The sequence below is a fragment of the Sunxiuqinia sp. sy24 genome (assembly GCF_052677165.1).
Window position 1 is genome coordinate 1 of record NZ_JBQYLH010000015.1, and the last position, 25,005, is coordinate 25,005.

Consider the following 25,005-nt stretch of genomic DNA (forward strand, 5'->3'; position numbering starts at 1 on the left):
CGAACATTTAAGAGAAACTTTGAAAGCAGGATGCTAATTTTACATGAAACAAGACGGGGTTTACCGAATGCTTACAAAAGCTTCTTCTGTTTGCAGGTCTTCGCGGGAAAAGCCTATCAGCCATTCATCGATGTCTTTCTTATAGAAAAACTTTTGGCAGATGTTGGCATTGCTCCCTGTCGGGATGAGTTTCTTGCTAGGCAGCTTGTAGATTTTGCTTTTCGAAAGCCCGGTGTACTGCGAGAAATCTTCAACATTGAAAACCGTCTTGTTTTCGAATAGCAGGCTTTTGATCTGTTTGAGTTCGTTTAGGACCGCTTTTGAAATAATCGCTTCATTTTCTATGGCTGATACTTTTGATGATTACGAATGTTGCCAGTTGCAACAAATTGTCATCAGCGAATATAGGCTCGCATCTAGCTGATCATCAAAAAAGTATTTTTGATTATGGGGCGATTATGGGAGAAATACCGTCTATTTCCGATGTGTCTTTTGAAAAGGCTCCAGGTTAGTTTGGAATTCCAGTTCCTTTTCGTTGACCAGTTCCGAAAACCGGGAATTAAAACTGGCTCGGTTTACCGGTGATCCATTCAACGTGAAGTTGTCCTCCACGAATTTAAAGAGCAATTCCTTTTGTTCTTTTTTGAAATCCCTGATCCCGCCAACAATCAGTAAATGAATAACTCTTAGAACTTTTTTATAATCCGCCGCAATCCGGTTGTCGGAAACCAGTTTGAAGTCGATTTTACTTTTGGGCTGAAGGTTATTGAGCACAAGGTTCAGGTTTTCACGGGCCGTTTCCGAAAAGCCCAATTCTGAAATGACGATACCATTCATATTGGAGTGGGTGAAATGAAAACACGAATTGAGTTCATTGGCCTGCAAACGTTTTGCTTCGTAGTATGCCCCTATTAAAACCAGCAGAATGAAGAACACAACGCTTAAACCAATGGAATACATAACCGCCTTTTCGGCAGGATATCCCAGCTCCCATAATACCGTCAAAAAAATTACCGTCAGGAAAATCCCAATAGAGATGATCATGGATGTATGATTTCGAAGAATCCTGTAATAACGCAGTTTCCGGATCCTTAAATCCAATAGGTACAAAATCTGCCCGGCTTTGCGTATTAGTGCATCCATTTTCTGTTCTCTTTGTTTTCAATGGCCCTGGTTACGAAGGATTAAACTTAATAAATAAAACAAATGCTGTTAAATGAAAATTGCTCAGGGGGTGTGGGGTGACGGGTTTTGGGTTGAATTGAGTGGGGATTTGAGATTGATGAGAAACGATGCAAATGAGAACAAGTATCGATTTTCCTTCAAATTGAGGACAAGGAAATTTTAAAAGTGACCATTCATTGCCCAAAACGGCAAAGAACACTTGATTCTATGATCAGAGGTATATGGACAAAAACTTCTGGCAAACACAAACTTCCTACACAATATCATCTCCTCTAATGTGTGAATTGTGTAACTTTTTCAGGAAGTTATGTAACACTTATCCTGAATATATTGTGACCTTTACACAGACTTCTCAAAAAAATAATTTGAAACTCTATATCAAATATATGGTAAGCAACCGCTGCAAAATGGCGGTAAAGGAAGACCTCAAAAGGCTTGGACTACATTTCATTATGGTCGATTTAGGTGAGGTTGAAATTATGGAGAACATCTCCGAAGAACAGCGCGAGCAGGTAAAAATTGCTTTGCTCAATTCGGGATTTGAGCTAATGGACAGTAAACGAGCTGTTTTGATTGAAAAAGTTAAAAATACCATCATCGAAATGGTTCATCACTCAGATCACTTAATCAAAACTAACTTTTCCAACTTCCTAAGTGAAAAATTAAACCACGATTACACCTATCTCTCTAACTTATTTTCAGCAATACAAGGAATGACCATTGAGCAATTCATTATTGCACATAAAATTGAGCGAATTAAAGAATTGATTATTTACGGCGAGCTGAATATTACAGAGATTGCATGGAAGATGAATTACAGCAGTGTGGCCCATTTATCCAATCAATTTAAGAAAATGACGGGCCTTACTCCTTCGCACTTTAAAAAGCTGAAGGGTCAAAGACGCAGTCCGATTGAACACATCGGAATTTTATTGAATAACGATGGCGCTAATAACTAACAAAAATGGAACAAACGAGGTCGCACCAGTCACAATACGCCAGCAGCTTGATCGAAGCCAGTCGCGCGCCCTTGGTTGTGATCAGCCCCAAGGGAAAAATTACTGATATGAACGAGGCCCTGGTTAACACGACCGGGGTATCTCGAGATGAACTGAAAGGAACCGGATTTCTCGATTATTTCACGGAGCCTCTAAAAGCCCATCAGATTTATCAGGAAGTATTTGCAAAAGAATCGGTTGCCGATTCGCAATTAACGCTTCGTCATGCCAATGGCAAATTGACCGATGTTTTGTTTAACGGTTCGGTTTACAAAGACGACCAAGGAAATGTGCTGGGTGCGGTAATTGTTGCCCGCGATGTGACCGAGCAAAAAAGGGTTGCAAATGAGCTAACCGAAGCCATTGTATTTGCCGAACTGGCCGTTGATATTGCCGAAGATGCCAAATTAAAAGCAGAAGATGCCACACGGATTGCCGAAAACGCGGTGAAAGCCAAACAGCAGTTTTTGTCGAATATGAGCCATGAAATCCGCACCCCCATGAATGCGATTATCGGCTTCACCAAAGTATTACTCAAGACCGAAATGACTGCCAAACAAAAGGAATACCTGGCAGCAATCAAGCTGAGTGGCGATGCATTGATTGTGTTGATCAACGACATTCTGGATCTGGCAAAAGTAGATGCCGGAAAAATGACTTTCGAACAAACCCCCTTTAAAATAGCGGCTTCTGTTTCGGCCATGCTTCATTTGTTTGAAACAAAAATTCACGAAAAAAATCTCAACCTAGTCATGGAGTACGACCAAAATATTCCTGAAATTTTGGTTGGCGACCCGATCCGCCTGCACCAGATTATTTCAAACCTGGTGGGCAATGCAGTTAAATTTACAAACAAGGGGAAAATCACGGTTGACGTAAGTTTACGAAGCGAAGATGAGAAAACAACAACCATCCAGTTTTCAGTTGCCGATACCGGAATAGGGATAGCCGAAGAAAAATTGGAAAAAATATTTGAGAACTTTCAGCAGGCGACAAGCGGAACTTCACGCATTTATGGAGGAACCGGCCTGGGCTTGGCTATCGTTAAACAATTGGTTGAATCACAAGGAGGAACGGTGACCGTAGAAAGCACGGTTAACCAGGGCTCAACATTTAGCTTTACGCTAAATTTCCTGAAAACCTCTGAAGATGCTGAATTTGATTCAGCGGTCATTGAGTTGGACAGCGAACTTGAAAATATAAACATTCTGGTTGTTGAAGACATCGTACTCAACCAACTTCTGATGCGAACCTTACTCGATGATTTCGGTTTTGAACTCGATATTGCCGAGAACGGAAAAATTGCTATTGAAAAGCTTCGGGCTAAAACCTACGACCTTATTTTAATGGATTTGCAGATGCCTGAAATGAATGGGTTTGATGCAACTGATTACATCCGCAGCACGATGAAATTGCAAATCCCGATCATCGCCTTAACGGCCGATGTGACTACTGTTGATCTGGACAAATGTAAAGCCGTTGGAATGGATGACTACATTGCCAAGCCAGTGGACGAACGCTTATTGTACAGCAAAATAGTTGCATTCGTTAAAAAAACAGCTCCCAAAAACCTTAGCGAATCGCAAGCAAAAATCATTGATGAAGTTATCGTAAACAGCTGTATTAATTTAGAATACTTAAATGGCCGAACCAAATCGCATCCGAAACTAATGATGGAAATGATTTCGGCTTATCTGGAACAAACACCATCCTTAATTTCAAACATGAAAAAAGGCTTGATTGAAAAAGACTGGAACCTGCTGTACGCTTCTGCTCATAAAATGATCCCTTCTTTTTCAATCATGGGCATGGGAGTCGAATCCGAAAACCTGGCAAAAAGGGTTCAGGAATATGCCAGCACACAGCAACAGATGGGAGAAATATCGGAGCTGGTAGGGCAACTCGAAACCGTTTGCACGCAAGCCTGTAATGAATTAAGAGTAGAGTTAAACCGGATAAAAAACACCACATCATGAACAAAAATAAAATAAAACTTTTCCTGGTCGATGACGACGCCGTGTTCCTGAAACTGTTGGAAATAGAATTCATGGAGCAAGCCAATTTTGACATCGAAACTTTTGCTACCGGTGAGCTTTGCATTGAAAGCCTGTCACACCGCCCGGACGTGATCATTTTAGATTATAATCTGAACGGGGTAGACCCCGACGCCATCAACGGGATTGACACACTGGATGAGATTAAAGCATTCAACCCAGAAATTCCTGTGATCATGTTGTCTTCTCAGGATAAAATCGATGTAGCCATTAACTGCATGCGCAACAAGGCAACTGACTATGTTGTTAAAAGCGAAACTGCCTTCCTGCGGCTGAAAAAAATCATCTCAACCATTTTGGAAACCCAAAAACTCGAAAGGCAATTAAACTGGTATATGGATCGCATGTGATCAATTTCTTTTCAATCTATTGAAAACCTCTGTAATTCAGGGTTTCTTTGTTAGTATCAACAAGCTGCAATGTGTGAATGATGTAATTCTTTTCCAAAATTGTGTAATGCTTTTGGGCTTGGATGTGCTGATCTTTGAATAGTGAAAATACCTTCACAAACTAATTTTATCCAAATGAAAAAAGTAACACTTGCCTTAATGACATTATTTCTGGTGCTTCTATTTTTACCAGACGAATTGAGAGCTGATGCAGAACCCGTAACGGTTCCAGCGGAGACCACCACTGAGGTGACCGTTGTGTCAGCCGAAGCCAATGCCCGGATCGACCGGTTAATGGAAATAAAAGCCATGGATGTATCAACACTTACTGCTTCAGAAAAGCGGGTGCTTCGAAAAGAAGTTCGCACCATCCGATCTGAAATGAAAGCCAATGGCGAAGCTAGGGTTGCCGATAGCCGAAACGGTGGAATTTACCTTTCAGCCGGAGGAATAATAATCGTTATACTCCTACTTGTCCTGTTGCTTTAAGCATTTACATGAAAATTCGATAACCCCCAAAAATTAATTATTATGGGAAATTTGCTTTATATCGTTGCTGTTGTATTAGTCATTTTATGGCTGATCGGAGTTGTTGGCTATAATACCGGAGGGATCATACATGTGTTGCTGGTTATTGCCCTCATTGCTGTAATTTTTAGAGTGATTCAGGGACGAAGGGTACTTTAAGATGAAGAACTTAGGAATTGTACTTATCGTGCTCGGAATAATGATGATGGTCTATACCGGATTCAATTATGTAACCAAAGAGAATGTCGTCGATCTGGGCCCGATTCAGATCAACGCGGAAAAGAACCATCCGGTCCAGTGGTCACCCATTGTTGGCTTAGTGCTAATTGTTGGAGGCATCGTTGTTGTTGCGGTTGATAGAAAGAAATAAAAGAAAACATCAACCAAAACAGTTCCAAATTACCCCATTGCTGGATGCCGTATGTGGACGATTTACAGACCAATACGCATTCATGCATCATTTGATATTGTTTCACCAACTTTTAAAAATTAGTACATATGCCTTTATTATCTATTCTAATTGTAATCCTTGTTGTGGGTGTTCTTTTGTGGATCATCAATTCATTCATCCCCATGGATCGTAAGATCAAACAAATCTTCAATATTGTCGTTGTGATTGCCTTGGTAATTTGGCTTCTCAAGGCGTTTGGAGTGTTTAATTACTTGATGAATGTTCAGATTTAAATCAGGCATCCGTCGTACAAAAATGAAAAACAATTTTTCATAAAATTGCTGTTTAATGTAAACAACGAAGCTGTTTGATATTTGAACAGTTTTAAAAAACCTGTTCATGCAAGTAAATGTCCTCAGAAAAAATTTATTATTCTCGCCTGACCCTTCCAGAGTAATCGCCCGGTTTCTATTTTTAAATGATGAACGATCGGCTGATATCATCCGGAAGGTGCTGGCTATGCCCGAAACAGAAGTCAATATTGCCATGAGTCAGTTACTTAGGCGGTATTCGAGAAGACACCGGAATATTTCACGAATATTTGAGACGCACTTTGCCCGTTTGGCCCCCATATTCGACAGGATTGAAATCAATGAAGAAGATTTGAGCCCTGCTCAGAAAGCACTGATCGGCTCTTATTTTACGATGGAATATTCGATTGAATCGGCAGCATTTTTTAATCCATCGGTCGTCGAAGATCCTGACCAATCGGGATTGAGAGACGACGAAAAAAGGGTTATCCTAAGTTTTCGGGCGACTGGCGAAGGCCATATTTCGTCCCTCGTATTCCGCACAGGAGTGCTTGACAAAAACAATGACCTACGTGTTGAACCAGTCGGAAAAATGTTGGCTGAGGCCGATGTAATAAAACGGAGTTTCTACGAAAAAAAGACTTTTCAGGAGAAATTAGTTGAAATGAACAAAGCAGAAAATGATCATCCTCCTGCGAATCTCAACAAGCCGAACGAAACCCCCGACCAGCAAGATGGTACTCCTCCAATTATTACTGACAGCCCGAAGCCTTTGCGAAAGTCTGCAAATGTTGTGTCAGCGGATTTCATCCTGGATAAGCTCGGCGAAAACTTTACCTATGGCGACCTAATGAAGAACGTCTCCATGGCATTAAAAGACCCGGATACTTCAGACGCACAGATTAATGTATTGAACAAACTCATGTGGTTGGCCTCATCGCATTACGAGATCAACTTTTCCATTGATTCGGCCATTTCTGAACGGGTTATTTTCCCGGTTTCGGTTACCGAACAAAAAGGCATTGAAGATGCCCGCTTTGTCAAATTCATCGATGAAAATGGCGAAATAACTTACTATGCCACTTATACTGCTTATGATGGGGTGACCATTTTACCTAAGCTGATTAGTACAACTGACTTTTATCATTTTAAAATTTTGCCGATCAACGGCGAGCTCGCCCGTAACAAAGGAATGGCTTTGTTTCCGCGGAAGATAAAAGGAAAATATGCCATGTTGTGCCGCATGGATGCTGTAAACAATTACATTGCGTTCTCTGACAAGATCAATTTCTGGAGTGAAGCAAAAATGACGCAACAACCTAAATATCCCTGGGATTTGGTGCAAATGGGCAATGCAGGATCGCCTATTGAAACAGAAGATGGATGGCTGGTAATTACCCATGCCGTTGGACCAATGAGGGAGTATAAACTGGGAGCATCCTTGTTTGATCTGGAGAATCCGGCAATTGAAATTGGCAGATTGAAAAGCCCCTTGATGGCTCCCAATGAATCAGAAAGAGAAGGTTATGTGCCCAATGTGTTATACTCCTGTGGTTCCGTTATTCATAACAACGACCTGATTATACCTTACGCCATGTCCGACCATTCCTCAGCGTACGCGACCGTTAATTTAAGGGAATTGCTCGACGAATTGAAAGCTTCAGGTAAGTCGTACCAGAATTAAAAGGTCATTCAGCTGTCATTGGAGGGGCATTAACTCCTCTTGAAACTATTAATGATAATAAAATGAATCACTTCAGCTTTTTGTGGAGAATTCGCGTTATCCTATATTAAAAAAAACTACTATACAACTCATAGGTAAACTTTCACCACCCAAGCTTATTTCTTCAATTTGAATAAAATACCTGACCCACGCTCTCCTTTCAAGCTACCCTTTAAAAAAAAAAGCACAATCCCGCTGATGATGTGTGAATGATGTAATAGTTAATCGGAATTGTGTAACGTTTTCCGAGGCCAGTTAGGCCACCTTTGTATGGTATATAGAGCGCAATTTGAATTGAAAGATATGACTGAAATAAATGCTGACAGCAGCTGGAAAAAGAGTAAAAATAAGCTTAAACAAAAATTTGCAGACTTAACAAAAAATGACCAAGTGCTTGCGGGAAGAAAAAAAAATGAAGTGATTGCCAGGCTTCAGCTAAGACTTGGAACAACAGAAGAAGAGACTTTAAAAATCATTTCAAGACTTTTCTGATCATTTGCGCCATCTATACCAACAAAGCGATTGTAGCCATGACATTATATATTTATCATTTAAAAATTGGAATTATGAAATCAGGAAATGTATTATTAAGCGTGTTGGCAGGCGCAGCCGCCGGAGCGTTGGCCGGAGTTTTATTCGCACCGCATAAAGGCAAAGTTACCCGCAAAAAGATAGGAAGACAAAGCGGAGCTTTGACCGACGAGGTAAAAGAAAAAATCAACGAATTGCTGGACGATCTTTCGGAACGGTTTGAAAAGACCAAGGAAAGTGTTTCGGAATATGCAGAGCAAAAAATGCACAATTCGAATCCTGCGAAGAAAGAAGCGGCATCTGTTTAAACAGAGACAAAATTACGCCTACAATAAAACTTGAGCCCGTAACTGAGAACAATAAAACTGGATTACTTCTATTTTATCGATTTCAGGATGCGGGCCCATTTTTTAAAATTGAATAAATACTGTCCAAAAAATGATGGAAGAAAATATAAACTCCATAGAATCGCTCATCGAAAGAGCGACTGACTACGGAAAAACAAGCATTGAATTGGCCAAGCTAAAAGCCCTGGATCAAATGTCACATGTGAAGTCATCATTGCTGTCCAATGGGGTTGTCCTGGTCATTGTTTCACTCTTTGCGATTTTTCTGAATTTTGGCTTAGCCCTCTGGATTAGCCACATGCTGGGCGAAATCTATTACGGCTTTTTTGTAGTAGCCGGCTTTTTGGGGATGATGGCAATTGTGGTCTATTTTTTTATGCGGAAATGGATAAAACGGACGGTTGGTAATTCGCTGATTAAACAAGTGCTAAAATAAATCCTATGAACCCGGTCACTACAACAGAAGCGCTTAAGAATGCCATTCACACCCTGGAGGTGGAGCATGCAGCCAAAGGCCAGCAACTTAGGGCGCAATTGCTGATTACCTACGAAAGTTTTAAACCGGTTAACCTGATTAAAGGAGCATTGTCCGAAGTTACTTCATCGCCCTCGCTGGGCAATAGTATTTTGGGAACGACCATCGGGCTGGTTTCCGGATACCTTTCGAAAATGATTATTGTTGCCGGATCAGGTAATAAGATGAGGAGGCTTTTGGGCCTGGTGCTGCAGTTTGGTGTGACCAATCTTATAGCACAGCACGGCGGCACGATTAAAACAATCGGTCAGTCTGCTTTCCATCATGTTATGCATAATAAAGGAACAAATCCAGAGTAGCCGTGACAGGTCGTGATAAAATACTGCAACTTCCGTTTTACGCAAAAGCATCGCTCATTTTAATTGGGCTGTATGTGCTGATTAGCATGCTTTACATTGGGCGCAGTATTATTGTGCCTTTGGTTTTTGCTGTCATTATTGCGATTGTACTCCATCCGGTCATCAACTTTTTTACACGGATGGGTATCAAGCGCGTAATTGCTATCATCATTACGATATTTCTGAGCTTTCTGGTTATTGCCGCTTTCGGGGGGCTCATCATGTTGCAAGCCAGTAAGTTTAGTCAGTCGTGGCCAATCATGGTCGACCGGATTAGCGACATGATCAACGAGGCAATCTCGGCCTTATCGGTTTATGCCGACATAAGCCCGGGAGAAGTTAATGCCTACATTGAACAGGGTAAAGAAGAAATGCTCAATCTCGGAAAAGCGGCCATTGGCGATACAATTGTAACCATTGGTAGTACGATCATGGTATTGCTTTTGGTGCCTGTTTATGTCTTCATCATCTTATTTTACCATTCGTTGTTGGTCGATTTTCTTCACCAGGTATTTGGTAAAAGCGATCAGGCGCAGGTAAGTACCATTATTTCTAAAACCAAATCGGTTGTTCAGCGCTATCTTGTCGGGCTCATTATTGAAGCGGTAATTATTGCGGTCATGAATTCGGTTGCGTTACTGGCACTGGGCATTGAATATGCCATTTTGCTGGGCATTATTGGTGCATTGCTGAACGTCATTCCATACGTTGGAGGGCTGGTAGCTGTAGCTTTGCCGATGATTGTTGCACTGGCCACTGAGACTTCTGACATGTACGCGGTTTATGTGTTGGTGTTGTATTACATTATTCAGCTGATTGACAACAACTACATTGTCCCGATCATCGTTTCCTCGAAAGTAAAGATCAATGCGCTGTTTTCAATCATTGTCGTCTTTGCCGGAAACGCCTTGTGGGGAATACCAGGCATGTTTTTGTCTATCCCGCTGCTTGCTATTGTCAAGCTTATTTTCGACCATATTGAACCCTTAAAACCCTGGGGATTTTTATTTGGAGACACCATGCCTTCCTTCTTGAAATTGAACCCGATTTTTAAGAAAAAATAATGCCATAAGATTAATGTAAGAAGCAGGCGAAAGCAAATTCCCGAATCTCCTGCACCCCGGTGAATTCATCAAAATTGGGAACAAATAATTAACAATTTATCATATGAGAAAGAATATCGATAGCCAACAGTATGAAGCCCATTCCTTGACTCAACCGGAGCAGACTGAAGTATTATTTTTGACTTCATATCCACCAAGGGAATGCGGTATCGCAACCTATTCGCAGGACTTGATCAAGTCGTTGAATAATAAATTCAGTGACTCTCTGTCGATTAAAGTTTGTGCCATGGAAGCCGATGATGTGAATTATGAATACCCGGATGAAGTTGAATTTGTATTGAAAACGTCCGTAGCTGCCGACTACGAAAAAATGGCACTCAAAATAAACCAGGATCAAAATATTAAAATTGTGTTGATCCAACACGAGTTTGGATTCTTTCATGGCCGGGAGGATGCTTTTCTGGAACTCCTTAAAACCGTTTCGAAGCCTGTTGTGATTGTTTTTCACACGGTTTTACCTAATCCTGATGAGCAATTTAAACTAAAATTACATCATATCGCAGCGGCATGCGAATCAATCATCGTGATGACCAATACTTCGGCCGAAATTTTAAAGACCGACTATGATGTGCCGCGGCAAAAAATAGCAGTGATCGCCCATGGCACCCACTTGGTTCCCCGATTAAACAAAGCTTCGTTAAAACTGAAGCACGGACTGAAAGGTCGAAAAGTACTGACGACATTTGGCTTGCTAAGTTCAGGGAAGAGCTTGGAAACCACCATTGAAGCAATGCCGGCAATTCTGAAAAAATGCCCCCGGGCCATCTTTCTGGCTATAGGAAAAACACACCCGGAGATCGCGAAAACGGAAGGCGAACAATACAGGAAAATGCTCGAAGGAAAAGTAAAACAACTGAATCTTCAGGATCACGTTCGTTTTGTGAACCAATATCTGGATTTGCCGGAATTACTCGAATATTTGCAGCTAACGGATATCTACCTGTTTACGTCCAACGATCCCAACCAGGCCGTTAGCGGAACCTTTGTTTACGCCATGAGCTGTGGTTGCCCCATCATTTCTACACCCATACCGCACGCAAAGGAAGTGCTGACCAAAGACACTGGTATTATTTTTGATTTTGGCAATTCAAAACAACTGTCCACTGCGGTAGTCCGGCTCCTCAACAATGATAAGCTACGGAGGAACATCAGCTTAAACACCTTGCAGGAAATTGTTTCAACAGCTTGGGAGAATTCCGCCGTTGAACATCGGTTGTTGTTCGACAAAATTGCTGGCAACCATGCTTCCGTACGCTACAACTTGCCCGCCATTAACCTGAGCCATTTGAAGCAGATGACCACCCGTATTGGGATCATTCAGTTTTCAAAAGTTAATCAACCAGATATTAACTCGGGATACACCCTTGACGATAATGCCAGAGCCCTTGTGGCTGCCTGCATGTACCTGGAAACAACAGGCGACAGGAAGATTATTTCGGCGATCAAGAAATACCTCAGCTTTATCGCGTATTGCCAGCAAGCGAAAGGCGACTTTTTAAACTATGTCGATAAAGAGCTCCGTTTTACCGACCAGAACAAAGATGTGAATTTAGATGATTCGAATGGCAGGGCCATTTGGGCGCTGGGCTATTTGACTTCATTAACCGGCCTGCTACCCAAGAAACTGATTACTGATGCCGGGGCCATGATTGAGAAATCATTGCCACGCATGCGCATGGTGCGTTCAACACGTGCCATGGCGTTTACAATTAAAGGCTTGTATTATTATGAGAATGCGGTCAATTACTCGGACAATCTCGACCTGATCGACGTATTTGCCCGTCGCATGGTTCAGATGTATAGACATGAATCGAGCAAAAAATGGGAATGGTTTGAAAGCTATCTCACTTATGGAAACAGTACCTTACCCGAAGCCATGTTGTATGCCTGGTTGCTAACGAAGGATGTTGCTTATAAAAACATCGCCTTGTCGTCTTTCAATTTTCTGCTGAATCAAACCTTCAACGAAAATGGTATCGAGGTGATTTCGAACAAACAGTGGCTAAAAAAAGGACAGAAAGCCGGGCAGTTTGGTGAACAGCCCATTGATGTGGCCTACACCATCATGACTTTAAGTGAATTTTACAAAGTAACAAACCATGAGAATTATCGTCTGAAAATGGATATTGCCTTCAATTGGTTTTTAGGCGAAAACCGGCTGCATCAAATCATTTACAATCCATGTACCGGAGGATGTTACGATGGCTTGGAAGAATGGCATGTGAACCTCAATCAGGGAGCTGAATCAACGGTGAGCTACCTGATGGCCAGGCTAACCATGACAGGAAATGAAAATTCGAAAGCATCCTTCGGCATGAAGCTACCAACCCACAGCCAAACGATTGCAGAACCCGTCAGATAAGGTTAGTAGCGCATTCGACAGAGTTGGTACCTAACCTGACAGAACCCGAGCCTTGTCCGCAGAAGCTTGCGAATCGTCCGATAAAACTTGGGATTCGTTGAGATTTTTGAAGAAGAATTCAAAAACAAGTGGGTCACCAATAGATGAACCCCTCAGGAAGGAAGAGAAAGGGAGATCGGATTTTGCGATTGGAGGGATGCCCGACACTTCGGGGGTCTCATCTTTCCTAATCAACTTTGTGTTTTTACGTGTTTGAACAAAAGCCGGGCGGAGTTTGGGGCGAAACCATTAGCGATTGAACAAAACTGGAAGGTTTCCAAGGATCTTTTCAGGTCTGCTATAAATTGCAATTTGCCCGAAAAATCCAACCACTGCCGGATTCAATTATCTTAATACCGTACAAAAATTTATCGTACATTTATGTAAATTTTCAAAGTAAACAACCGCAACACAGGTGAAAGAAAAATCAACAAAAACAAGCAAGAAGAAAACCTCAGATTTGGATGCCCACTTATTTCCAATCGTTGGTATTGGGGCCTCGGCCGGAGGGCTGGAGGCCTTTGAACAATTTCTGGTTAAGGTTCCCGAGAACAGCGGAATGGCCTATATCTTTATTCAGCATCTGGATCCTACCCAAAAAGGCATGTTGCCCGAATTGCTGCAACGGGTTTCCAAAATACCGGTTCATCAGGTAAAAGACCAAACCACGGTAAAGCCAAACTGCGCTTACGTCATCCCTCCAAACAAAAGCATGTCGATTTTAAAAGGTGTGCTTTACCTGTTTGAACCAATGGAAGCACGAGGACTTCGGTTACCCATCGATTTCTTCTTTCGTTCGCTTGCAATCGACCAACGCGACCGAAGTGTCGGTGTCATTCTGTCGGGAATGGGATCGGATGGAAGTATTGGGCTCCATGCCATCAAGGAGAATAATGGAATTGTCATGGCGCAAGAACCTGCTACGGCCAAATTCGACAGCATGCCGCGCAATGCGATCGATTCGGTGATGATCGATATCGTTGCCCCTGCCGAAGAGTTGCTCACAAAGCTGATGGATCTTATCAAGCACATCCCCACCCTCAATCCTGATTCACAAATTGAGGTTAAAGACAAAAGCGCACTCGATCGAGTGATTATCCTGCTGCGCAGCCAGACCGGAAACGATTTTTCGCTTTACAAGAAAAACACCCTGTATCGGCGCATTGAAAGGCGCATGGGCATCCATAAAATCGACCGCATCAATTCCTATGTTCACTTTTTGCAGGAGAATCCCGCTGAAATAGATATTCTTTTCAAGGAATTGCTGATCGGCGTTACCAACTTCTTTCGTGACCCGCATGTCTGGAGAAAATTGAAGGAATCCATCTTGCCTGGGATTATTGCCAACACCAAAGACGGATCAATTTTAAGGGCTTGGGTTCCCGGATGCTCTACCGGCGAGGAAGCCTATTCGCTGGCCATCGTCTTCAGGGAAGTACTGGAAAAAGCCAAGAAACATAGTGGTATTACCTTGCAAATATTTGCAACCGACCTGGATGAAAGCGCTATCGAAACAGCTCGAAAAGGCCTGTTCCCCGCTAATATTGCTACCGATGTTTCTCAAACACGCTTGAACCGGTTTTTTGTCAAAACAGAAGACAGCTACCTGGTCAAGACTGAAATTCGGGAGATGATTGTATTTGCGCAACATAACATTATCATGCACCCGCCTTTTACCAAAATAGACTTTCTAACGTGTCGCAATCTGCTGATCTACCTTGATAATGAGTTGCAAAAAAAACTACTTGGTTTATTCTATTACAGCCTGAATCCGGATGGACTGATGCTGCTTGGCAGCTCCGAATCGCTTGGAACACAAAGTCCGCTTTTTACGACCGTTGATTCAAAACTGAAAATATACAAACGCTCCAATATCACCTTAACGCCCGAACTGGTTGATTTTCCTTCCTCATTTTCACGAGCGAATATGAGCAAAACTGAAACCCAAATGCCAACCAAACTACCTTCAAATATTCAAACTCCTGCAGAGCAGCTGCTGTTGCAGCAGTTTTCGCCTCCTGCTGTTTTGGTCAACGAAAATGGCGACATTGTCTACATCAGCGGACACACCGGGAAATACCTCGAACCCGCAGTCGGTAAAGCCAACCTGAACATTTTTGCGATGCTGCGTGAGGGTTTACGCAACGAATTCCCGCTTGCCTTCCGTAAAGTTCTAGCATCCAAAGGGAAAGAAATTCTGCACCACATCAAGGTTGAAACCAATGGCAGTTCACAAACCTTGGATGTCACCATTCAATGGATTGAAAAACCTGATTCATTGCGGGGAATGGTGATGGTGGTATTTACTGACGTACACGAAATTTACAACAATAGCGCAAGGGCTGGCCGAAAGGCTATTGCCAGTCGCAAACAATCAGAATTGGAAAGAGAGTTGCAACACGCGCGCGAGTCGATGCAGGGCACGCTCGAAGAAATGCAGACGTCGCAGGAAGAACTGAAATCAACCAATGAAGAATTGCAATCGACAAACGAAGAGCTGCAATCAACCAATGAGGAACTGACGACTTCGAAGGAAGAAATGCAAAGCCTGAACGAAGAACTGCAAACGGTGAACGCTGAATTGCAGTCGAAAGTTGATGATTATTCAAGGGTGAACAACGACATGAAAAACCTGCTCAACAGTACCGATATTGCAACCTTGTTTCTGGATAAAGAACTGAATATACGCCGCTTCACCAATCAGACGACCAAAATTTTCAAACTTATAAAAAGCGACATTGGCCGACCATTTACCGATCAGGTCTCGGTTCTTAATTACCCTGATCTGGCTGATGACGCGCGCGAAGTTCTACGCACACTTGTTTTCATACAGAAACAAATTTCGACAAAAGACGGACGGTGGTTTTCCATTCGCATTATGCCCTACCGCACATACGATGACCGGATTGACGGACTGGTCATCACTTTCATCAATATCTCCGACCTTAACCAAATGGAAGTTCGTTTGCTTGAAGCAGAAAAACTGAACCGTTTACTGCTCGATTCCGTATCAGATGTTATCATTAAACTTACAACTGAGTTTAAAATTGTCGAGTTCAACCCTAAAGCGGAACTGTTTTTTGGAAAGGTAAAAACCGAAGTGACCGATCAGAATTTCATCCGGCTGTTCATTCCGTTGCCGGAACAGGAACACATTAAGAAAAAGCTGACCAACATACTCGGCAGCTCAAAAGATGGCAAATTGAAAATGCAAGTTTTAGCAGCGGGAGACAATAAACCAACGATTGAATGGTCCGTCAAGCGATTACTCAATCAACAAAAAGAACCAACAGGAATGATCATAACGACTAAAGAATAGAACCATGCAGAACGAAGAGCCAGATTTAACCGATCCACGGGCACTGCGCCAAAAAGCCGAAGAACAATTGAAGGCGAAGCAAAAAAAAGCCGTGTTTGAAGACATTGACGCTTCCAGGCTTGTGCACGAGTTACAAGTGCACCAGATTGAATTGGAAATGCAGAATGAAGAATTACGTCGGGCATACGACACCGCTGAAACTGCCCTAAAGAAATACACCATGCTGTACGACCTGGCCCCGATGGGCTATTTCACACTCGACGGCAATGGTAGTATTTGCGAACTGAATTTTACAGGCGCCGATCTGTTGGGAGACAAACGTTTCAAACTAATTAACAGTAACTTCAAACTGTTTATCTCCGAAGATTCGCGGGGCATATTCAACGATTTTTTCAATAAGGTTTTTACCAGCCATGCCAAAGAATCGTGCGAAGTGACACTCGGGTACGACAGTAAACCATTATGCCAGGTTTACATGGAAGGGATTGTTACCGACGATGACCGGCAATGTCTGTTGTCGGCAATCGATATCTCAGCTTTCAAAACCTGATCATTTAACGAACGATGGTCTTTCGTACTTGTTTAATGCCTTAAAATGAGTACATTTAGACAACACCCGATTTTCGAATCAACTAAAATTAGTTTACCTAAAGCACAAGCAGCATGAAACTTCACATCAGAAATATGGTAAGTAATCGCTGTAAGATGATTGTGAAGTCAGAGCTTAAAAAGCTTCGACTCCATTATATTCTCGTAGAGCTGGGGGAAGTTGAAATTATGGAAAGTCTCGCGCCTGAAGAGCTGGAGCAGCTAAACAGTGGTCTGCAAGAATCGGGACTTGCAATAATCGAAGACAGGAAGGGAATACTGATTGAGCGCATAAAAAATATTATCATTGAGTTGGTGCATTATTCCGAAGAACAAATCAAGGTGAATCTGTCGGATTACCTAAGCGAAAAACTCAATTACGATTACACCTACCTTTCCAACCTTTTCAAAGAAAACCAAGGGATCACGATCGAGCATTTTTTGCTCAGCCACAAAGTTGAGCGCGTAAAAGAATTGTTGGTTTACGACGAGCTTAATGTCACCGAAATCGCCTACATCATGCACTACAGCAGTGTAGCCCACCTGTCGAATCAATTTAAAAAATTGACCGGACTAACCCCATCGCACTACAAGCAGCTTAAAATTAAACGCAATCCCCTCGAAAATATGTGAATGTTGTAACTCTTTTCTGAAGTTGTGTAAGAGTTAATCATATCAATGGTTTTACCTTCGGATAAAATAAGAGGATAAGCGATCACCTAATATTTCGAATCATGAAAAATATGCTATTAGCATTACTAATCGCCTCCCTTTTAGGAGGATGCGCAATGAATCTGGTAACAGGGCGCAACCAGTTAAGCCTGGTTCCGGAATCGGAACTACAACTGATGGCCACAAACCAGTACACGACTTTTTTGGCAGAGAATAACACCTTAAATCCTAAAAACAGCAGTGCGGCAATGGTTGACCGTGTTGGTGCGCGTATTGCCAACGCTGTTACGCAGTATTATAACGGCAGGGGACAAGGATCAGTACTGGAAGGATACCAATGGGAATTCAACACCGTGACCAGTGACGACGTGAACGCCTGGTGTATGCCCGGCGGGAAAGTGGTTGTTTACACCGGCCTGCTGCCGGTTACCCAAAACGAAACAGCGCTTGCCATCGTTATGGGACACGAAATTGCTCACGCTATTGCCAAGCATGGCAGCGAACGGATGAGCCGGGCAATGGTCCAGCAATTGGGAGGAGCCGCTTTGGAAGTCGCTCTATCGCAAAAGCCACAGCAGACCAGTGATCTGTTTATGATGTCGTACGGCATTGGCACCCAGCTTGGAGCTATGTTGCCCTGGTCACGTCAGCAGGAAACCGAAGCCGATCAATACGGATTGATATTTGCCGCCATGGCCGGGTACGATCCCCGCGAAGCTATTTCCTTTTGGCAACGCATGTCGGCAGCCGGCGGAGCAAAGCAGCCTGAGTTTCTAAGTACTCACCCCTCTGATGATACCCGCATGAGAAAATTAAAGCAGTTTATGCCCGAGGCGTTGAAATATTATGTAGCAAGCAAATAAGCGAAAATCAAAAAACGTGCTATTCAAAGCAATCATCGTCTGCGACATATGTCGATTAACTGACAGACAATCTTTTGTTAAGAATGTTATAGGTGTCGTTGTGCCATTATTTATTACAATTATTATGAACAAAGGAGCAGTAAAATTTTTCAACGAATCCAAAGGTTTTTGATTTATCACAGACGGTGCATCAACTGAAGAGTATTTCGTACACGTATCAGGTTTGAACGACGAAGTAACATTCGATCTTCAAGATGGCCGCAAAGGATCAAATGTCGTAAATGTTAAACTTGCGTAGTTTATAAATATATAAGACATTTATTACTGAAAAGCCGACTCAATTCAAATTGAGCCGGCTTTTTTTCTATGCCGTTTTATCGAAACAAGACGGGTGCTGGTTTCCCAATTTCAAAATCCTGAAAGCCAAAATCACCCGTCGAAAATGAGTTGGGCTTCAAAACATTTCGCCCGACCCCGGGAATTCTCGGATAAAATGAAATGGAGATTTGAAAAGAATTCATAACCAGATGCTCATTCTTGATTAAGACACCCACACCCAACTGCGAATAAACTGGGCTGTTTTTAAAATCCATCCGTTCGTTGCCAAGCATCCCTATGGAGTAGTTGAGAAAAGGGCCAAACGTGAATCCAATAAAATCCCACGGGGCATACGACTGTGTCTGGATCGTCAATAAAAGCCGGCTGGCACCTGTCAGATCGCGACTGCGAAACCCGCTCAGTCCAAATTCCTCATTGAGTGTCAATCTGTCCAACGACAAGCGGTTTATTCCAACGGTAAGATGGGGTTTTACAAAATGCCGGAATTTCCACGGCCCAATTTCGATCAAGCCCGTAAAATAATTAACATCCATCTTAATTACGCCCTGGTTGGCATTCGACGCACGAATGAACGTACCCAGTTCAATATTGGAACTCAAAAAACCCCACCGAAAATAATCACCTAAGGAAAATCGTCCACCCAAATAAAACCGGGCAATCGCATTTTTTTCCTGATAACCTCCGGTTAGGTTGTACACCTTTCCAACCGGAACATCTTCCGTGATCCCATGTTTAAAAATGTATTTGTCCTGAACATACCTTCGAGCAGACACGCCAATACTTCCTAAAAAGAAATTTTCATCTGAATGAAATCCCTGCGGATCAACTGTTTTTCCAGGTTTGTCAAGATAACGAACCCGCAAAAAGCGGATGGTCGAAATAAAATTTGTCCCCCGGCGATAGGCTGGATTGACTCTATTTAATTGAATGGCAGCTCCCACCCAATAATCCTGGGCGTTAAACTTAAACCGGTTTTCCCTGTAAAGGGCATCGCCTGTGGGGATTGAATCATTGGTGAATTGTTGCATAAAATGAACGCCACCGGCCCACCTTGTAAAAGGCGAAAAAAACGGGCGTTCAATCGTCAGGCTTTTGTTAAAATAACGATCGCCGTCAACGGCGTAGTCCAAGGTTGCGCTAACGTAAGTGTTCTTGATGTTCGGAATGGAGTAACGGGTGTGGTACGAATAATCGGCTTCAGAATAGTTTCGGGCAATCTCATTTTGAAATTCGTGGCCCAGCCCGATAACATTATCATCAGTAAACCCAATGGTCGTGCGCGAACTTGAGGTTGAGAAGCTTGGAATAATGCTCCAAATATCCAACGTGCGAATATAAATGTCGACTGAATCAGAGCCCGGCGAAGCAGATTCAACAAAAAAGGCAACATCACGAATGTAATTTCTGCTGCGGACCAATCGTTCTGATTCTTTCATCAGCAGAGAATCAAAAACTTGATTATGATGGATCAACAGCAGATTTTTGATCGTGATCGAATGAGATTTTACATGTAGTTTGTTCCCGGTTTTCGAGAACCAATTGAGCGATGCATGGATGGTGTCGCCAATGGAAGTACCAAACGGATCGAGTGCTTGGACTGTGATGTTCCGGATGATTTTTCCTTCAAAAACTCGGTACGGCTTCTGCTCCTGCCTCGCATAAATTGGTTTTTCGCCTTTGTTTTTTACAGGATCGGGCACAATTGGTTCGAAAAATAGCCGGTACATAAAGCGGGTGAAGTTGCCGACTTCCGAATAGGCTTCAATATTTTCGTAAAAACGGGTCGAATCTTGTTTTTCAGGAGTTTGCCCGGCAAATGCAGAGCTGCTGGTTGCAAGCAGAACAATGAGAAGTATGAAGATAGTTCTGAGCCACATAGGAATACCGCCATTTTTTATAGTTATGGTTGTTCGACAACTTATCAATCTGGTCTTTCCCAGTGTTCAATTTTTGTCTTTCCTGGTCATTCTGTTGTCATGTTTTGTTTCGATGAAACTTATTGACTTTCAAATGACCATTCAATGACTTTTCAGTCATCGTAGGGGAAACATGCGGATCTATATCCCATTTTATGGAGTTTCCGGGTTCAACTCCCCAATCCGCTTCAGTTCCTCTTTTTTTGCTTTCCTTTTAAAATATCCTCTGAACAACAGATTATGCTTGAGTGCCTCCATGTTTTCGTCAAAGCTTTCGGAACTGTTTTTAAGGTTTATAATGGTCTGGTCGATATTATTTGAAGTGACCGTATCATTAATTAAGCGGCCCAATGTACCCTGTCCTCCATTAACTTTAACCATAATATCTTCGAGTTGCTGGGTTGAGACTTCAGCATTGTTCGCTGTTTCCTGGAAACTCGCCATAATGACGGAGACATCGCTTCTGGTTTTCATAATCATTTTATCCATTTCTTTCGAGCTATTCTGAAAATTCACGATGGTGTGATTAATATTATTTGCAATAATTGTGTCGTGTATTAGCCGGCCAAGCGTGCCGCGACCGCTGTTTATTTTAATCGCAATCTCGGCAAGTTGTTTGGTAACAATTTCCACATGTCCTGATGTTACCTGCAAACTGGAAATGATGGCATCTGTTTCAACTGGTTCAACCGATGCAAGTTGCTGGTCGTTTTTCACCAAGGGAGAATCCGTGCTCCCTTGGGTGATAATCAACAAACGGTCGCCAATCAAGCCTTCGGAACCGATGGCCACGATGCAGTCCGACTTAATAAACTGTTTTATTCCCTGCCTCACCAACATACCAACCTGTACCGTTGAATCGTTAATGATGCTGATGTTATCAACCGTCCCAACATTAATCCCCGAAAAACGGATGTTGTTTCCAACCTGCAGTCCACTGACATTATAGAAAGTCGTGGTCAGTTTAAACACCGGGTTGAACAGGTTCTTTTGTTTGCCGATGATAAAAATGGCAAGTATAAATAGCGCCAGTCCGCCGGCGACAAAAAGGCCTAAACGAACTTTAAAATTTGATGAGTGATTATCCATAATGCTGTTATTTTCTAATTACTTAAAAAATGATTTGATTAGAGGGTCGGTTGATTTTTCGAAATCTTCAATCGTCCCTTCTGTATATACTTCTCCGTCTTTCAGCATGATGATCCGGTCGGCAGTGGCACGCGCACATTCAATATCGTGGGTAATAATGATGGACGACGTTTTATATTTTTGCTGAACATCGTTAATCAGCTCGCTTATTTCATCAGATGTTACCGGATCAAGCCCTGTTGTGGGTTCATCATACAGCATGATCATAGGATCAACAACCACCGTGCGTGCCAGGCTAATCCTTTTTCGCATTCCGCCTGAAAGTTGGGATGGCATTTTATTCAAAGCATCAGCCAAACCCACATTTTCCAATGCCTCAATTACTTTTTCAGAGATTTGATTTTCTGTCAGGTCCTTTTTTATTCTCCGCAGGGGAAATTCCAGATTTTGTCTGACGGTCATGGAATCATACAAAGCGCCACTCTGAAAAAGAAAGCCAATTTTCTTCCGTAACTCACTCAATCCTGCGTTGCCCAGTTGACCGACTTCTTCGCCAAACACATGGATTGTACCCCCATCGGGATTTAGCAAGCGAACAATACATTTGATCAACACCGATTTTCCTGAACCTGATTTGCCCAGGATGACCAGGTTTTCGCCATTGTAAAGATTGATCGAAACGTCAACCAATACCGGCTCCATGTCGAATGACTTTTGCAGGTTCATGATCTCAATAACCGGCTCATTGCTTCTGTTGATTATTGGCCAGGGATCTGCAATTTTTTCTGTTTGAATGGTACTCATGACATTAACATATCGGTAATTTGTACTGCAATCATATCGGTAACGATCACCAGGAGCGAAGCCAGTACGACAGCCGAATTGGCGGCTTTGCCCACACTTTCGGTTCCACGCCCTGCGTTGTATCCTTTGTAGGTCCCGACTAATCCGATTACGGCACCAAAGAAAAATGTTTTCACGACGGCAGGTAAAAAATCGATAAACGCGATAGAGGCAAATGCCTGGGAGAAGAATAAGGAAAACGTGACGTCGCCTTTAATATTCGCACCGGCCCAGCTTCCCAGGATGCCCATCAAGTCGGCATACAAAACCAGCAAAGGGATCATTAAGGTGGCTGCCAACACCCGGGTGACCACTAAAAAACGCATCGGGTTGGTCGACGAAACTTCCATGGCTTCAATCTGCTCGGTCACTTTCATCGATCCAAGCTCCGCCCCCATTCCCGAGCCCACCTTACCGGCACAAATCAGTGCGGTAATCACCGGGCCCATTTCCCTAATCAGCGAAACGGCAACCATTCCCGGAAGCATGGACACCGCCCCAAAATCGACCAATACCGGTCGCGACTGGATGGTCAGCACCAGGCCCATAATGGCTCCCGTGATCGAAATAAGTGCCAAGGATTTAGACCCGATTTGAAAGCATTGCTGAAAAAATTCACGCCATTCGAAATGGCCCGAGAACATTTCGCGGACCAGACGGCCTATAAATAGGGACACGTCAGCAACATCCATTAAAAAGCGGCTGAATATCCCCGTTTGTTCCAGCGTCTTTTCGCTAAGCCTGGTCATGGAATGCTTCGTCACATCGCGGACCTTCGGAAGGACTCTCGGAATGACTTGAATAATAGGAGTAAACTTTCCCATATCAATTTTAAGTTTGCTTAAAAGTTGGTACAAACCTACGCTTATCAGCCCAAGATTGTGTTACATGATTTTACCAACATGTTACATGATTCACACATTGGGATAAAGGAAGCAGCTGACAGCTAGCGAATTGGAATAGCTATGAACACGGAGCCGGAATATCCATTTGTTCTGCTTGAACAAGAGTTATTTGATCAGCCGAACAAACTCAAAAGGAAAACCGTCCCCTTTTGAGGAACGGTCTTCCAAACACTAACCTTCACGTAAAAACCTAAACAAACTTAAAACCGATATCCCAATGACAGACCGAAGCCTGTATTCTTTGCTGTTGATTGTTCACCTGAAGAATCTTCAGGAATAATATTTAGCATCCCAAACTGGGTATCTAACTGTAGAAATAATCCACCGGCCGTTTCATATCCGGCAAAAATGTTCGCCCCTGCATCAAAATCATTGTAATCGACACCTCGCTCAAGCGTTAAGGAATTACCTTCAAAAACTTGTTTGCCGCTAATGCCATAAGCAATATAGGGCCCAAATCCAAGCATAAAAAATCCGCTACCTAAGGGAGCTTTGTAAACCAGGTTCAACGGCATCTCAAGATAGTTGATCTTGATTTCGTCGGTGAATTCGCTGCCCAAAGCCGTATACGTGTTTTTGGCACCTTTTGTGGAATACATCAATCCGGGCTGAAAATAAAACTCCGGGGCAATCGGAATCTGGGCATTAACTCCAACGTGGTAACCCAATAGCATGTCGTTTTCAAGTTTGTCACCATTGGGCAATTCTCCGTTCAAATTCTGAAAATTTATGCCGCCCAATATTCCAAATGATACATTCGATCTTTCCTGGGCAATCGCAGACGTTGCTGAAAACGCAAGAAATAATACCATTAATAGTAGTCTGTTTTTCATCTTTATTGTTTAAAATTGTGATTTTCGTAAATGAATTGTTCCTTTTTTTGCTGTAAACTTCCTCTAACTTCCTGCTTCTTCTTCCGCTTCCGCCTTCATCTTTTCATTGGCAGTAATCAAAAACTCAACCCTGCGATTTTGTGAACGGCCATCATCGGTGCTGTTATCATATTTTGGAAGCGTTTCGCCAAATCCTTTGATACTTAAACGGTCGTAATCGATTCCCTTGCTCGTCAGGTATGAAGACACTTGCCCCGCACGTTGTTCCGAAAGACTGCGGTTGTAGGCTTCGCTACCTTTGTTGTCGGTATGTCCCTGAACCTCGATATCCGTATCGGGATAAACATTCAACACTTTCACCAGCTTGTCCAGGTTCGTTTTGGCATCAGCCGAAAGATTTGAACTGTCGAATCCAAACAGAACATTGCTGCTAAATTCAACAACGATCCCTTCGCCTACGCGTTCTACTTTTGCATCGGGTACGGTTTGTTCGATTTCCTTGGCCTGTTTATCCATTTTATTGCCAATTACAGCTCCAGTCGCACCTCCAACAGTGGCTCCTATAATTGCTCCAAGCCCCGTATTTCCAGATGCCTTACCTATAATAGCCCCCATTGCGCCACCAGCAACAGCCCCAACAGCTCCACCTTTTTGAGTTTTGTTTAGCGATGCGCAGCCTGAAAACAAGAAAGCCGCACTTAGCAAGAGAACTACACTTATTCGTAACTTTTTCATAGTAAATGAATTTAATTCTTAATGTTTCAGTTTTATATAGACAAAGAT

At 42.7% G+C, this 25,005-nt stretch carries 26 protein-coding genes; 19 read left to right on the plus strand and 7 right to left on the minus strand.

Annotated features, from left to right (window positions below; translation table 11 throughout):
• Window positions 1-282, plus strand: a 282-nt coding sequence (locus ACUNWA_RS13265) for a hypothetical protein (protein WP_445592406.1), incomplete at its 5' end; no start/stop codon positions are given.
• A 192-nt stretch (window positions 283-474) separates the two neighbouring features.
• On the opposite strand, the gene ACUNWA_RS13270 is transcribed toward ACUNWA_RS13265, so the two are convergent.
• Window positions 475-1,143, minus strand: a complete 669-nt coding sequence (locus ACUNWA_RS13270) for a hypothetical protein (RefSeq protein ID WP_445592407.1) — start codon at window positions 1,141-1,143, stop codon at window positions 475-477.
• Window positions 1,144-1,550: 407 nt separating this feature from the next.
• Here ACUNWA_RS13270 and ACUNWA_RS13275 point away from each other — a divergent pair, with 407 nt between their 5' ends.
• From ACUNWA_RS13275 to ACUNWA_RS13360, 18 genes are all read left to right on the plus strand, one after another.
• Window positions 1,551-2,144, plus strand: coding sequence for a helix-turn-helix domain-containing protein (locus ACUNWA_RS13275; protein ID WP_445592408.1), 594 nt, complete (start codon window positions 1,551-1,553; stop codon window positions 2,142-2,144).
• Window positions 2,145-2,149: 5 nt separating this feature from the next.
• Window positions 2,150-4,159 (plus strand): ATP-binding protein, encoded by a 2,010-nt coding sequence (locus ACUNWA_RS13280; RefSeq protein ID WP_445592409.1) that lies wholly within the window; start codon window positions 2,150-2,152, stop codon window positions 4,157-4,159.
• The gene (locus tag ACUNWA_RS13285) at window positions 4,156-4,587 is read left to right on the plus strand and encodes a response regulator (RefSeq protein ID WP_445592410.1); all 432 of its coding nucleotides are present in this window, start codon (window positions 4,156-4,158) and stop codon (window positions 4,585-4,587) included. Before ACUNWA_RS13280 ends, ACUNWA_RS13285 begins: the two co-directional genes overlap by 4 nt.
• A 174-nt stretch (window positions 4,588-4,761) precedes the next feature.
• Window positions 4,762-5,115, plus strand: a complete 354-nt coding sequence (locus ACUNWA_RS13290) for a hypothetical protein (RefSeq protein ID WP_445592411.1) — start codon at window positions 4,762-4,764, stop codon at window positions 5,113-5,115.
• Window positions 5,116-5,157: 42 nt separating this feature from the next.
• The gene (locus ACUNWA_RS13295) at window positions 5,158-5,313 is read left to right on the plus strand and encodes a lmo0937 family membrane protein (RefSeq protein WP_445592412.1); all 156 of its coding nucleotides are present in this window, start codon (window positions 5,158-5,160) and stop codon (window positions 5,311-5,313) included.
• A gap of 1 nt (window position 5,314) precedes the next feature.
• On the plus strand, window positions 5,315-5,524 hold the full coding sequence (locus tag ACUNWA_RS13300; RefSeq protein ID WP_445592413.1) for a hypothetical protein: 210 nt from the start codon (window positions 5,315-5,317) through the stop codon (window positions 5,522-5,524).
• 128 nt (window positions 5,525-5,652) lie between these two features.
• Window positions 5,653-5,838: a Thivi_2564 family membrane protein gene (locus ACUNWA_RS13305; RefSeq protein ID WP_445592414.1), complete on the plus strand. Its 186-nt coding sequence runs from the start codon at window positions 5,653-5,655 to the stop codon at window positions 5,836-5,838.
• Between the two features lie 106 nt (window positions 5,839-5,944).
• Window positions 5,945-7,540 (plus strand): glycoside hydrolase family 130 protein, encoded by a 1,596-nt coding sequence (locus ACUNWA_RS13310; RefSeq protein ID WP_445592415.1) that lies wholly within the window; start codon window positions 5,945-5,947, stop codon window positions 7,538-7,540.
• A 342-nt stretch (window positions 7,541-7,882) separates the two neighbouring features.
• Complete coding sequence (locus ACUNWA_RS13315; protein ID WP_445592416.1) at window positions 7,883-8,071, plus strand: hypothetical protein; 189 nt, start codon at window positions 7,883-7,885, stop codon at window positions 8,069-8,071.
• Window positions 8,072-8,145: 74 nt separating this feature from the next.
• Entirely contained in the window at window positions 8,146-8,418 is a 273-nt protein-coding gene (locus ACUNWA_RS13320; RefSeq protein WP_445592417.1) for a YtxH domain-containing protein, read from the plus strand.
• Between the two features lie 130 nt (window positions 8,419-8,548).
• Entirely contained in the window at window positions 8,549-8,893 is a 345-nt protein-coding gene (locus ACUNWA_RS13325) for a phage holin family protein (RefSeq protein ID WP_445592418.1), read from the plus strand.
• Between the two features lie 5 nt (window positions 8,894-8,898).
• Window positions 8,899-9,291 carry a hypothetical protein gene (locus tag ACUNWA_RS13330; RefSeq protein WP_445592419.1) on the plus strand — a complete coding sequence of 131 codons (393 nt, stop codon included), beginning with the start codon at window positions 8,899-8,901 and terminating at the stop codon, window positions 9,289-9,291.
• 2 nt (window positions 9,292-9,293) lie between these two features.
• Window positions 9,294-10,394: an AI-2E family transporter gene (locus ACUNWA_RS13335; protein ID WP_445592420.1), complete on the plus strand. Its 1,101-nt coding sequence runs from the start codon at window positions 9,294-9,296 to the stop codon at window positions 10,392-10,394.
• A gap of 103 nt (window positions 10,395-10,497) precedes the next feature.
• Window positions 10,498-12,816, plus strand: coding sequence for a glycosyltransferase family 4 protein (locus ACUNWA_RS13340; protein WP_445592421.1), 2,319 nt, complete (start codon window positions 10,498-10,500; stop codon window positions 12,814-12,816).
• A 454-nt stretch (window positions 12,817-13,270) separates the two neighbouring features.
• Window positions 13,271-16,174: a chemotaxis protein CheB gene (locus ACUNWA_RS13345; RefSeq protein WP_445592422.1), complete on the plus strand. Its 2,904-nt coding sequence runs from the start codon at window positions 13,271-13,273 to the stop codon at window positions 16,172-16,174.
• Between the two features lie 4 nt (window positions 16,175-16,178).
• The gene (locus ACUNWA_RS13350) at window positions 16,179-16,724 is read left to right on the plus strand and encodes a hypothetical protein (protein WP_445592423.1); all 546 of its coding nucleotides are present in this window, start codon (window positions 16,179-16,181) and stop codon (window positions 16,722-16,724) included.
• Between the two features lie 113 nt (window positions 16,725-16,837).
• The gene (locus ACUNWA_RS13355) at window positions 16,838-17,395 is read left to right on the plus strand and encodes a helix-turn-helix domain-containing protein (RefSeq protein WP_445592424.1); all 558 of its coding nucleotides are present in this window, start codon (window positions 16,838-16,840) and stop codon (window positions 17,393-17,395) included.
• A gap of 101 nt (window positions 17,396-17,496) precedes the next feature.
• The gene (locus ACUNWA_RS13360; RefSeq protein WP_445592425.1) at window positions 17,497-18,297 is read left to right on the plus strand and encodes a M48 family metallopeptidase; all 801 of its coding nucleotides are present in this window, start codon (window positions 17,497-17,499) and stop codon (window positions 18,295-18,297) included.
• Between the two features lie 374 nt (window positions 18,298-18,671).
• Here the strand turns inward: ACUNWA_RS13360 and ACUNWA_RS13365 are convergent, their stop codons facing one another.
• From ACUNWA_RS13365 to ACUNWA_RS13390, 6 genes are all read right to left on the minus strand, one after another.
• Entirely contained in the window at window positions 18,672-20,513 is a 1,842-nt protein-coding gene (locus tag ACUNWA_RS13365; RefSeq protein WP_445592426.1) for a hypothetical protein, read from the minus strand.
• Window positions 20,514-20,705: 192 nt separating this feature from the next.
• The gene (locus ACUNWA_RS13370; RefSeq protein ID WP_445592427.1) at window positions 20,706-21,641 is read right to left on the minus strand and encodes an MlaD family protein; all 936 of its coding nucleotides are present in this window, start codon (window positions 21,639-21,641) and stop codon (window positions 20,706-20,708) included.
• Between the two features lie 18 nt (window positions 21,642-21,659).
• Window positions 21,660-22,445, minus strand: coding sequence for an ABC transporter ATP-binding protein (locus tag ACUNWA_RS13375; protein WP_445592428.1), 786 nt, complete (start codon window positions 22,443-22,445; stop codon window positions 21,660-21,662).
• The gene (locus tag ACUNWA_RS13380) at window positions 22,442-23,308 is read right to left on the minus strand and encodes an MlaE family ABC transporter permease (protein ID WP_445592429.1); all 867 of its coding nucleotides are present in this window, start codon (window positions 23,306-23,308) and stop codon (window positions 22,442-22,444) included. Before ACUNWA_RS13380 ends, ACUNWA_RS13375 begins: the two co-directional genes overlap by 4 nt.
• Before the next feature lie 281 nt (window positions 23,309-23,589).
• Window positions 23,590-24,222 (minus strand): porin family protein, encoded by a 633-nt coding sequence (locus ACUNWA_RS13385; RefSeq protein WP_445592430.1) that lies wholly within the window; start codon window positions 24,220-24,222, stop codon window positions 23,590-23,592.
• Window positions 24,223-24,285: 63 nt separating this feature from the next.
• Window positions 24,286-24,957, minus strand: coding sequence for an OmpA family protein (locus tag ACUNWA_RS13390; RefSeq protein ID WP_445592431.1), 672 nt, complete (start codon window positions 24,955-24,957; stop codon window positions 24,286-24,288).
• Between the last annotated feature and the right edge of the window lie 48 nt (window positions 24,958-25,005).